Annotated in this window: 10 protein-coding genes; 8 read left to right on the plus strand and 2 right to left on the minus strand. The window is 43.6% G+C overall.

From position 1 onward, the window contains the following. Positions 1–18: 18 nt before the first annotated feature. Together IQ211_RS08685 and fes are read right to left on the minus strand one after the other, a co-directional pair. Positions 19–273, minus strand: coding sequence for an MbtH family protein (locus tag IQ211_RS08685; protein ID WP_189759889.1), 255 nt, complete (start codon positions 271–273; stop codon positions 19–21). A 46-nt stretch (positions 274–319) separates the two neighbouring features. Then, positions 320–1,624 carry an enterochelin esterase gene (fes, locus tag IQ211_RS08690; RefSeq protein WP_189759890.1) on the minus strand — a complete coding sequence of 435 codons (1,305 nt, stop codon included), beginning with the start codon at positions 1,622–1,624 and terminating at the stop codon, positions 320–322. Positions 1,625–1,932: 308 nt separating this feature from the next. On the opposite strand from fes, the gene IQ211_RS08695 reads away from it, so the two are divergent. The 8 genes from IQ211_RS08695 to xni all read left to right on the plus strand — a co-directional run bounded on the left by IQ211_RS08695 (position 1,933) and on the right by xni (position 12,183). Next, positions 1,933–4,119, plus strand: coding sequence for a TonB-dependent siderophore receptor (locus tag IQ211_RS08695; RefSeq protein ID WP_189759891.1), 2,187 nt, complete (start codon positions 1,933–1,935; stop codon positions 4,117–4,119). A gap of 116 nt (positions 4,120–4,235) precedes the next feature. Continuing rightward, the gene (locus tag IQ211_RS08700) at positions 4,236–5,426 is read left to right on the plus strand and encodes an isochorismate synthase (protein WP_282885583.1); all 1,191 of its coding nucleotides are present in this window, start codon (positions 4,236–4,238) and stop codon (positions 5,424–5,426) included. Further along, on the plus strand, positions 5,423–7,045 hold the full coding sequence (locus IQ211_RS08705) for a (2,3-dihydroxybenzoyl)adenylate synthase (RefSeq protein ID WP_189759892.1): 1,623 nt from the start codon (positions 5,423–5,425) through the stop codon (positions 7,043–7,045). Before IQ211_RS08700 ends, IQ211_RS08705 begins: the two co-directional genes overlap by 4 nt. A 20-nt stretch (positions 7,046–7,065) precedes the next feature. After that, on the plus strand, positions 7,066–7,944 hold the full coding sequence (locus tag IQ211_RS08710) for an isochorismatase family protein (protein ID WP_189759893.1): 879 nt from the start codon (positions 7,066–7,068) through the stop codon (positions 7,942–7,944). Beyond that, complete coding sequence (gene dhbA, locus IQ211_RS08715) at positions 7,941–8,705, plus strand: 2,3-dihydro-2,3-dihydroxybenzoate dehydrogenase (protein WP_189759894.1); 765 nt, start codon at positions 7,941–7,943, stop codon at positions 8,703–8,705. The genes IQ211_RS08710 and dhbA overlap by 4 nt, the downstream gene beginning before the upstream one ends. A gap of 371 nt (positions 8,706–9,076) precedes the next feature. Further along, positions 9,077–9,922, plus strand: coding sequence for an NADPH-dependent 7-cyano-7-deazaguanine reductase QueF (queF, locus tag IQ211_RS08720; protein WP_189759895.1), 846 nt, complete (start codon positions 9,077–9,079; stop codon positions 9,920–9,922). 113 nt (positions 9,923–10,035) lie between these two features. Next, on the plus strand, positions 10,036–11,403 hold the full coding sequence (ppnN, locus tag IQ211_RS08725; RefSeq protein ID WP_189759896.1) for a nucleotide 5'-monophosphate nucleosidase PpnN: 1,368 nt from the start codon (positions 10,036–10,038) through the stop codon (positions 11,401–11,403). A 21-nt stretch (positions 11,404–11,424) separates the two neighbouring features. Then, positions 11,425–12,183, plus strand: coding sequence for a flap endonuclease Xni (gene xni / locus IQ211_RS08730; RefSeq protein ID WP_189759897.1), 759 nt, complete (start codon positions 11,425–11,427; stop codon positions 12,181–12,183). Positions 12,184–12,507 lie beyond the last annotated feature (324 nt).

A 12,507-nucleotide genomic window follows, 5' to 3' on the forward strand; every position in this document is an offset into this window, starting at 1 on the left:
GTTAAACCATCAGCATTATCAGTTTGATTTATCTGTGGTTCGCGCAGATGGTTGACGCAGATCGAAATTGCGCAGACTAGCCGGACGCATATCCACCCAATGCTCTTCTATGTATGCGATACAAGCGGCCCGTGAATCTGGGCCAATAACCCGCTCCCAGCCGGCGGGTTGTGCGGCAAAAGTCGGCCAAAGGCTATATTGTTGTTGATTATTTATCAGTACATAAAAAGTGGCTTCGTCATCATCAAAAGGATTCTTTTGTTCCAAATTCATTTTTAATTCTCATCAATTCTTGGATTACAATAATCGGTTTTTCATATCATTTTTTAGCCAGTAACCAACCAAGGCCATCAAATAACCCACCACGCCAGCACAACACATCGTGTCCACCATTAAACACGCGATAATTCACGTTGTGCCCAGCCCCTTGCAACGCGGCATACATTTGATCATTAACAAAATGGATATCTGCTTCACGGGAACCTGCTTCCTGAAAAATTTTTAACGACGAAGGAATAACTTTTTGCCCAAGAACCTGCTGTGTCAGCCAACCTGGTTTATGGTCAGAAGATGGCATAAACTGCCGAACAATTTTGCTATCAGGCCACCAGAAAGATCCTGACTGTGTGAGAACACAACCAAAACGTTGTGGCCAATGGAGCGCGGCATACAATGCCGCCAGCCCACCGTAACTCTGCCCTGCTATCACTGTTTGTGCAGGATCATCGCTAAAAGCTACATACTGTGCGACAAGCGGCAGCAATTCATCCTGAATCGCTTGCCAAAAATCGGGATTGCAAGGAAGTTCCCGCTCTCGATGCGGCATATCAATAACATCAATCAACAGCCAAACCGCCTCTGGTATCTGCTGTTTTTCAGTTGCTACCTCAATCACCGGAAAAACTGGAGTTCTTTCCGCCCAAGTCAACCCATCCAGCAGAATGATAAGAGGACGGGAGGGTGCGGTTTCTTCCCCCGTGGAATAAAGCCAAACACGCCTTTGATTGTTAAGCCGATCACTGTGCCAGTGCAAAAGCAAAGGCTCACGTTTATCCGGCTGCGCAGTATGATGTGGACGGCTCCCATCAATTAATGACCATGCGGTCTGTGCAGGTGCATGGGGCATATGGATCGCTGATAAAGGCAAACCAAGCCCATTACGATGACATTCCTGTAGATTCAAAGGATCTGAAATAGATAATGGAAAGAGTGAAATCCACCATTCACGTTGCTGTTGATTACGCTGCTTGATTTCGTCTGAAAATTGAGGGGGCAAATGTGCGTCAGTCACGGGTATAAATCGATAACTTCCTCTCCAGTTATCTTCAAGATTCACTGACCAATACCAGATATCCGTTTCAGGCAATCGTTGTAGACTCTGAGGTTGCGGACAGTGATGATCAGTGATGCCATTGATATCGATGTAGACTTGGCGAAAAGGTGAATTTTGTTCGTCCCCATTAGGATCTCGCCAAAAGAAGGTTGTTTTAACTTGATGATTATTCGTAATTTCTATAATGGGCGTTCCCAAAATAGCAATATTTTTCCACCACAACTCACTGCCAACATGACGCGCAGCTAATAAATGAGCTGCCGTACCTGGTGGCTGAAAAACTAATGTCATCCCTTTATCCCCTTCAAAAAAATCCGCTCACAAATGACATATCCATTTGATACACCACACCAGCAATGATCCTAGAAAATAAAAACGATTATCATTCACCAATGATATTGATAATGATTTTTGTTTGCAATATTATCCAATTTATTTTATTAATCTTAATCACTGGCTAACAGAGTTAATGAAGCATTATCAGGAGTAACGAGGCAGGAGGCCCTCACTATTCAGCTTAGCCATAGTGGCGTCGCCTTAATTATAACTTTGATTTTTATCAATTATTTTAAAAGTATCTATATTGAGAGATGAAATCCATGGTATTGCCTAGCAAGAATAAGATATTGAAAACCGCAAAAAGAACAAATAGAAACTATAACTATAATAAATTATTCTTATCGCTTACTTCTGTCTTACTGTTATCTCCCTATGCCTCAGCCAATAATGGGACTTCCAATAACAGCGAAGATACCTTAATCGTCACAAGCAAGACGGAAGGGTATTCTGGAAAAAACATTGTAGAATCAGACAGTGCCGCAGGCACCAAAAGCCTCACTCCGCTTATCAAGACTCCCCAGTCAATCAGTGTCATCAATCGCGCACAAATAGAAGCACAAGGCGCAACGAGCGTTGCCGACGCCCTGAATTATTCAAGTGGCGTTGTGACTAACTACCGCGGCTCTTCTAACCGTAATGACGAAGTGATTACCCGTGGTTTTCGTTACGCGCCTAAATTCCTTGATGGCTTGAGTTATGGTAATCAGCTCGATCCTTGGTTATTGGAACGTGTAGAGTTAGTGCATGGGCCGGCATCTGTGCTATACGGTCAGGTCAGCCCTGGCGGTTTGATTAATATGACCAGCAAAAGGCCCACAGCAGAGGCCATTCGTAAAGTCCAGATGAAAGCAGGTAACCAGAGCCTGGGTGAATTAGCCTTTGATTTTGGTGGGGCATTGGGTGATGACATTCCCGTTCTTTATCGTTTAAATGGTATCGTCAGCACCCAAAAACAATTTGTCAAAGATTATAAAAAAGAGCGAATTGCCATTGCTCCAGCTCTGACATGGATACCAAACGACAATACAACTTTCACGTTGCTGAGCAGTTATCAGTACGATCCCAAAGCGGGATTCCGTAATTTCTATCCTAAAAAAGGCACCGTAACAGCTGTTCCCAATGCAGGCTATATTCCCTACAAGATGAATCTCAGTGAACCTTCTTTTAATCAGTCCAGACGGGAACAATCCTCTATCGGCTATATTTTTGAGCATGACATTAATGATGTTTTCTCTTTCCAACAAAACCTGCGTTATTCAAGAGCAAATGAGCGTTTTAAGCTTTTCGTTTATGTATCGGATGTAAAAGACCTACCAACCAGTATCCAACGCCGTCCACAGAGGGAATACAACAAAACGCAATCATTTAATGTGGATAATCAGCTGAAGGCACTATTCTCAACCAGTAACATTGATCATAACGTTATTAGTGGAATCGATTACAAATGGGCGGATAGCCTTAGCAGAAGATGGTATAAAAGCGGTAGTCAATACGACTTTGATTGGTCAAATCCAGTTTGGGGTATCCCCGTCAATGAAAATGAGTTATCTCTTTCTTTAAATGACAAAAAGAAACTTTACCAGTTAGGTGCTTACGTACAAGATCAACTCAGTTGGGAAAACTGGAATTTAGTTCTGTCCGGCCGTTATGACTGGACTGAAACCAAGCAACAAAACCTGCTCAAAAACACCTCAACAACACAAAAAGACCGTGCATTCACAGGACGTGCGGGTTTGTTGTATGCCTTTGATAACGGCATTTCGCCTTATATCAGTTACAGCACCTCCTTTGAACCTAACTTGTCTCAAGGAGCACCTGGTACACCGGCATTCAAACCTACAACAGGTGAACAAACTGAAATCGGGATTAAATTCCAACCCAAAGATAGTGATACGCTGTTAACACTTTCTCTGTTCGATATCACCCAGAAAAACGTAACCACCAGTAACCCAGTTACCCGCTTTAGCGAGCAAATTGGCAAAATTGGTTCAAAAGGAGCAGAGGCTGAAATTCATTCCCAAATCACACCAGAAATTAACCTGATAGCAAGTTATACCTATACAGACACTAAAACTAAAGACGATGGCAATACTTCACGTATTGGCAAAAGAATCCCTTCAGTGCCTGAACATGCAGCTTCTGCCTGGGGGAGTTATAGCTTCACGCAAACTGCTCTGAAAGGATTCACTCTGGGAGCCGGTATACGCTATACCGGATCGACTTCCGGTGATTATGCCGAAACATTCCACGTCAAGCCCTATACCCTCTATGACTTGATGGCGAAATACGATCTTGGCGAAGCTTCCCCACAGTTAAAAGGCGCGAATGTACAACTAAACGTGAATAACCTGACCAATAAACGTTATGTTGCTTCATGCTCAAATGTAGAAGCCTGCTTCTACGGTAGCGGGCGCAGCATCGTTGCCACAGTGGAATATACTTGGTAAGACAAAATCTTTACTCCAGTGGCATAAAGCAAACGCTTTTGCCACTGTGAATTGCGTCTATCAACATTAATGCGTATTAAATGACTTTTTTTATTAAATAGTAACAGGGAAATATCGTGCTTAAGTTAATGACTGAATATCACACATCCGAATTATCGGATTTTAGTTGTGATGATTTTGTGTTCCTATCTTCAAATAAAAGCCTACATGCACGAGGACGTTTTGCCAAAGTAACCACTCCCGCCAATCATTATGATGATATTGATAATCTATTAAGTGACCATCTATCTCAATTATTCCTTCAAGCTCAACAAGCGGGAATTAAAAATCCTATTGCAGTCGGGGCAATCCCTTTTGATAAACGCCAACCTTCCGCCCTCTATATACCTTATGAATACCGTTGGCTGGAACAGGAAACCGCGCATTTTTCCACTCGATCCTCTATGCCACCGTTAAAAATGCAACAGTGGTATTTATGGCCAGAAAAAGAAGAATTTTGCCAGATGGTTTCTCAAGCTGTTGACGCCATCCATCATGGCTTGCTTGATAAGGTCGTCCTTTCGCGTCTACTGGATATTGAATTTGCTCGAAAACCTAACTCTATTCAGCTTTTTACGCAGCTTAATGCCCAAAATCCTTATAGCTACAACTTTCATATTCCACTAGAAAACAGCACGTTAATTGGTGCTAGCCCAGAACTTCTACTACGTAAACAGGGTAATACCCTTATTTCTCAACCACTGGCAGGCTCGTCACGCAGAAGCCACAATATTCTGGAAGACAGTGCGTTGCGTCAATCACTACTCCATTCAGCTAAAGATCACCATGAACATCAATTCGTGATTGATGCAATCCGAACCGCGCTCACTAAACACTGTACTGAATTGATGATCCCAGACTCTCCGTCAATATTCAGCACGCCTTTACTTTGGCACCTCGCGACAGAAATACGCAGTGAATTGCGCAATAAACACACTAATGTCCTCTCCGTTGCTGGCTTACTTCATCCAACTCCAGCACTTTGTGGAACACCGAGAGAACGAGCCTACGAACTCATCGCTCAGCTCGAACCCTTCGAGCGCAACTATTTTGGCGGTATTGTCGGTTGGTGTGATGCTAAGGGCAATGGTGAATGGGTTGTTACCATTCGCTGTGGTGAATTATTCGAAAACCATATTCGACTTTTTGCCGGAGCCGGCATCGTTGCTGACTCACAACCCCATGCTGAATGGCAAGAAACAGGGGTGAAATTGGGCACCATGCTACAAGCTCTAGGATTATCTGACAGTAAGGAACGTGTGTTATGAGTATTGAGTTTAATCGCTGGCCTGAAACCTTATCACAACGCTATCGCCAGCGCGGTTATTGGCTTGATCTTCCCCTTTGCGACATACTTAGGCGTCATGCTGACAACGAAAATATTGCTCTGATTTGCTCATCTCAACAATATACTTATCGCCAACTCAATCAACTCGCGGATAATCTGGCCGCTTCCCTCAAGCGCCGCGGTGTTCAGCATGGACAAACCGCATTAGTGCAATTAGGGAATATTGCAGAATTTTATATCACCTTTTTTGCTTTGCTGCGTTTAGGCGTGGTTCCCGTCAATGCCCTATTCAGCCACCAACGGAGTGAACTATTCGCTTATGCCGAGCAAATTAAACCATCACTATTGATCGCAGACCGTAGCCATTCACTCTTTTCTGACAATACCTTTATTCACGAACTGCATAGACATTACTCTTCACTGACACACATATTCCTGCGGGGAGATAGCGACCGTTCGATAGATTTAACGACATTGATTAATGAAAAAGAAAACACTTTTATCGCGACGCCCACTCCAGCCGATGAAGTCGCTTTTTTCCAATTATCGGGCGGGAGTACAGGTATGCCAAAACTGATCCCCCGAACTCACAATGATTACTACTACAGCATTCGAGCCAGCGTTGATATCTGCCATTTCAATCCTCAAACATGCTACTTATGTGCTCTTCCTGCCGCACATAATTATCCGATGAGTTCACCAGGCGCATTAGGGGTTTTTTATGCTGGAGGCCAAGTGATTATGGCCAATGATCCCAGTGCATCAAGTTGCTTCCCGTTGATTGAACAATATCGGATTAACGTTGCTGCTTTAGTTCCTCCTGCGGTAAGCCTGTGGCTGGAAGCTATTGCTCTGACAGGGGATAAATCACCTCTGGACAGTCTGGCGTTATTGCAAGTAGGAGGTGCCCGCCTGAGTGAATCGCTGGCACGAAGGATACCTTCAGAATTAGGTTGTCAACTGCAACAGGTATTTGGCATGGCCGAAGGATTAGTTAACTACACACGTTTGGATGATGACCAACAAACTATTTTCACTACTCAAGGTCGCCCGATAAGTGATGATGATGAAGTGTGGATCTCCGACAGCCTGGGTAATCCACTACCTCTCGGTGTTCCTGGTTTACTGATGACTCGTGGACCTTATACGTTCCGTGGATACTACCAAAGCCCTCAATATAATAATCAAGTGTTTGATGAAAATGGTTTTTACTGTTCGGGTGATTTAGTCATTCAAACAGAGAAAGGTTATCTAAAAGTTGTAGGCAGGGAAAAAGATCAAATTAACCGTGGTGGCGAAAAGATTGCGGCAGAAGAAATAGAGAATTTACTGTTACGCCATCCACTGGTGATCCATGCAGCACTGATCGCCATCCCTGATTCAATCATGGGAGAAAAGAGCTGTGCCTATGTCGTCACCCGCAAAGAGGTAAAATCAGCCGTATTACGTCGCTTTTTACGCGAGCAAGGTATCGCGGATTACAAACTTCCCGACCGCTTTGAAAATATGCCTTCCCTTCCCATGACGCCAGTCGGAAAAATCGATAAACAAAAATTACGTCACATCGCACATAGCACGTTAATTCATACAGCACCTTAAACGTATCACAGAGGGACAAAATGAGTATTCCAACACTAAATGATTACCTTCTTCCCACTTCTCAAGAATTACCAACCAATAAAGTGAATTGGCCATTTGATAGCAAGCGTGCCGCCCTACTCATTCATGATATGCAAAATTATTTCCTCAATTTCTGGCAAGCTGACAGTCTGCTCGTCAAGCAGGTTGTTAATAACATTGTGCATCTAAAAGCAATGTGCAAAAAACAGGGAATACCGGTTTTTTACACCGCCCAACCTAAACATCAGGACGATGCAGAACGTGGTTTGCTGAATGATATATGGGGTGCGGGGATAAATCGGTATCCTGAGCAGCAAAGCATTACTCCTGTGTTGACGCCCGAAAGCGATGACACTGTATTAATAAAATGGCGTTACAGTGCCTTTCAACGTTCAGATTTGGAACAACAGCTGAAAGACATGGGGCGTGATCAATTAATTATTTGCGGTATTTATGCTCATATTGGTTGCATGATAACGGCGACAGATGCTTTTATGCGTGATATCCAGCCTTTTTTTGTCGCTGATGCACTGGCTGATTTCAGTTACGATGAACACATCATGGCATTAGATTATATTGCCGGCCGCTGTGGTCGTGTACTAACGACAGAAACATTACTCAATGAAATATCTCCGCAACCTGAATGGACTCGCGAACGTCTCCGCGCTGAAATTTTACCGCTGTTGGATGATGACTGTGGTGATATTGATGATCATGAAAACATGCTGGATTACGGTCTTGACTCAGTAAACATAATGTCACTGGCAGCACGCTGGCGCTATGAAAACCATAATATTGATTTTATCTCACTAATGAAAACCCCAACGCTGGCAAATTGGCTCAGTTTGTTGACGACTAACTCAGAATCAAAACTATGAATATAGCTTTTGATTTCAGCAATAAACATGTTTGGGTGACAGGCGCCGGCAGTGGTATTGGTTATCACATTGCCAGCCGATTTAGTCAGGCCGGAGCGAAAGTCATCGGATTAGATCTGGCATTTCCCGATTCTGCACTTCCTTTTATTGCTTATAAGTTAGATATCAGTGATCCTATCGCCGTCAGTCAGCTTTGCCGCAAATTACTCGTAGCAGAACCTCACCTGGATGTATTAATCAATGGTGCTGGCATTTTGCGAACAGGACGAACAGAAAACCTGAGTTGGGAAGATTGGCAACAATGTTTCAATGTCAATGCTGGTGGCGCTTTTAACCTCTTTCAAGCCGTAATTCCACAATTTCAACAACAACGCAGTGGAAACATCGTTTCTGTTTGCTCTAACGCTGCTCATGTTCCACGAGTTGAAATGTCGGCTTATGGTGCTTCTAAAGCGGCAATGCGTAGCCTGTGCCAAAGCGTTGGGCTTGAATTGGCCCCCTACGGTGTGCGTTGTAATCTGGTTTCTCCTGGTTCAACGGATACGCCTATGCTACGCAATATGTGGCAAGGCGCTGCAACTACAGCCAGGCAAAATATCATTAATGGTTTTCCTGACCAATTTAAGTTAGGTATTCCTTTGAAAAAAATTGCCCTACCGGAAGAAATTGCAGATACAGTTCTTTTTCTTGCCTCAGATCTCGCCAGCCATATTACCTTGCAGGATATAGTTGTTGATGGTGGAGCAACGTTGGGTTGTTAATAAATAGCAAGATATATACCAATCTAACTTCAAGATGCGTGTGATTTCTCCCCGCAAAGCGAGGGAGAAATCAGGTTTCATATCAAGAAACAATAAGTTATGTTGTCTTACTAATGAGCAACTTGAAAGGTAACGCGTATATATCTGCTATTTAAGTGCAATAATCCTGCACTAACTTCACTGATTACCTTAATAAAATCAATAAATAACGTTGGTTCGATAGCCTGGTAGCTGGTGAATAATGCACAATAAAAATAAGAATAAAAACCATCAATATTTCTTGATATAGTACAGATGATTTTAGTCACTAAGACGCTCTTTGTCGTAAAGACCATCCCGATCATAAGATTTTTCAGCCCGAAGGAATCCTAATGTCTTTATATCAAGATAATCATGCACTTTCCCAACTCACATTGGGTAAACCAACCCCCTACCGCGATAACTACGATCCGACTTTATTACAAGCGGTTCCCCGCAGTATGAACCGAGAACCACTTGGACTGTTTCCTGATAATCTCCCTTTTCATGGTGCAGATATCTGGACAATGTACGAACTCTCCTGGCTCAACGCACGTGGCGTTCCTCAAGTTGCCATCGGTCACGTCAGCTTAGATGCAGCCAGTGAAAACCTTATCGAATCAAAAAGCTTTAAACTTTATCTCAACAGCTTTAACCAAACTCGCTTTGCTGATTGGGAAACGGTACAAAAAACGTTGCAACAAGATTTATCTGCTTGCGCCAATGGCAATATTGAAGTGGTTCTGCATCCCCTGCACGATTTCAGCCAACAGCCAATTGCCGAATTTGCTGGAAAATGCATAGATAATCAGGATATTGAAATTGATGATTATCAATTCAGTCGCGATTATCTTAACAACGCAGCCACTGGCCCTGTCGTTGAAGAAACCCTAGTTAGCCATTTGCTAAAATCAAATTGCCTGATCACCAACCAACCCGATTGGGGATCGGTTATGATCCGCTATCAAGGCCCAAAAATCGATCAGGAAAAGTTATTGCGCTACTTAGTTTCTTTCCGGCATCACAATGAATTTCACGAACAATGTGTTGAGCGTATTTTCAATGACTTGATGACGTTATGTGCACCTGAAAAACTCACCGTTTATGCACGCTATACCCGTCGGGGAGGATTAGATATCAATCCGTGGCGCAGTAACGAAGTGTTTATTCCAGCAAGAGAAAGGTTAGCCCGTCAATAATCGAAATAACTTGGATGAGTGACCGCTAGCTAAACTGTGGATAAAGTCAGTTATACCCAATAGGGTATAAATCATTACTGAGGAATCCCCATAAGGGGTAAAAGGAGTCATTCTTGATTACACATGTCAATCCATTAGGATCAATGGATTTACTCTCTCAGCTTGAAGTAGATATGCTTAAGCGTACCGCAAGCAGTGATTTATACCGCCTTTTCCGTAATTGTTCACTGGCGGTTCTTAATTCAGGTAGTCAAACAGATAACAGTAAGGAATTACTCTCAAAATATCAAAATTTTGATATCAACGTACTGCGCAGAGAGCGTGGCGTAAAGCTGAAACTGATTAATCCCCCCGAAGAAGCCTTTGTCGATGGTAAAATCATCCGTTCCCTGCAAGCCAATCTTTTTGCAGTGCTGCGTGATATTTTGTTTGTCCACGCGCAAATTACCGATGCACAAAAGAGACATCATTTGGATATGGGAAATGGTATGCACATTACCAATACTATTTTCTCCATCCTACGCAACGCCAAGGCACTGCATATCTCAGAAGATCCTAATATGATTGTTTGTTGGGGCGGCCATTCCATTAATGAGAAAGAATACTTGTATGGACGCAAGGTAGGCAATGAGCTTGGATTACGTGAACTGAATATCTGTACGGGTTGTGGTCCTGGTGCAATGGAAGCACCGATGAAAGGCGCCGCAGTGGGACATGCCCAGCAAAATTACAAAAAAAGTCGTTTCATCGGCATCACAGAACCTTCAATTATTGCGGCAGAACCACCTAATCCGCTGGTGAATGAACTCATTATCATGCCTGATATTGAAAAACGTTTGGAAGCCTTTGTCCGTATTGCCCATGGCATCATTATCTTCCCTGGCGGGGTGGGAACGGCAGAAGAATTGCTGTATTTGTTGTCTATCCTGATGCATCCTGAAAACAAAGATCAAGTTCTGCCGCTGGTTCTGACTGGGCCCAAAGAGAGTGCCAATTACTTCCAGGTGCTGGATGAATTTATCGTTAATACTCTGGGGGAGCAGGCTCGCCATCACTATCGCATTATTGTCGATGCCCCTTCAGAAGTCGCACGTATAATGAAAAAAGCCATGCCGAAAGTCAAAGAAAAGCGCCGCGCAACTGGAGATGCCTATAGCTTCAACTGGTCACTGAAAATTAGCTCTGATCTACAATCGCCATTCATACCAACCCATGAAAACATGGCTGACTTGAATTTATACCCAAACCAGCCAGCGGAAAAACTGGCCTCAGCGCTACGGCGCGCATTTTCTGGTATTGTGGCAGGTAATGTTAAAGAAGTGGGTATCCACGCTATAGAAAAACATGGGGTATTCAAGCTCCACGGCGCTGCAGATATCATGCATCGCATGGATAACCTCCTGCAAGATTTTGTCGAGCAAGATCGCATGAAACTTCCCGGAGGCGCTGCTTATGAACCCTGTTATGAGATAATCAAATAAATCGCGGGTACTTTTTCTCAAATGATACATCTTTTAATTGTGGACGCCTTAAACCTGATTCGACGCATCCATGCAGTGCAGGGAAGCCCTTGTATTCCTGCCTGTGAACATGCGTTAAAGCAATTAATCGTCCACGCATCACCCACCCACGCTGTTGCGGTATTCGATGAAGATGGCCGCAACCATAGCTGGCGTCACCATCTTTTCCCTGATTACAAAGCAGGTCGCCCTGCCATGCCGGACAACTTGCAGCAAGAATTGCCCTTAATTAAGCAGGCATTCAATGCGCTAGGGGTAACTTGCTGGCACGCAGAAGGGCATGAAGCGGATGATTTAGCCGCAACACTGGCAACCAAAGTCGCCAATAGCGGGCATAATGTCACTATCGTTTCAACGGATAAAGGCTATTGCCAGCTCCTTTCACCCAATATCCAAATTCGTGATTATTTCCAAAAACGTTGGCTGGATCTGCCTTTTGTCCAGCAAGAGTTTGGCGTTGAACCTGGCCAACTTCCCGATTACTGGGGGCTTGCAGGTATCAGTAGCAGTAAAATTCCCGGCATTCAGGGAATTGGCCCCAAAACGGCCGCCACACTGCTGCAACAAGCGGATTCGCTGGATAATCTATTCCAAAATCTGGATGCCCTACCGGATAAATGGCGAAAAAAGTTAGCGTCTCATAAAGAAATGGCTTATCTCTGCCGCCAAATTGCTTCGTTAAGAACGGATTTGTCTCTACAGGGGAATTTGCAGCAACTGAGACTGACTGATACCAGATAGGTGAAATTCTTAATACAATAAATTCTTAATACAATAAATAGATAAACCCCAATCACGAATACATTATGGGATTGGGGATATAAATAGGTTCTGTCGCATTAAGGGAGATCAGGTAATATGTGACCTTTTGCAGAGTGAGCCGTGCTGACACGTTGGGAGAAAAAAGCCGAGAACTATGAAGCGATGCTACATTTTGCATGTGCTATGATTGTTTGAACTGAACAACCACCGACTAAAGTCGGTGGGTTAGTGATTAACGGACTGAAAGTCCGGATACGCGTCGGCTAAACGACGCGTCAATCGTCCATTCTGAAATTATCATCC

This window comes from Xenorhabdus griffiniae (assembly GCF_015163655.1).
GTDB classification, from domain to species: Bacteria; Pseudomonadota; Gammaproteobacteria; order Enterobacterales; family Enterobacteriaceae; genus Xenorhabdus; species Xenorhabdus griffiniae.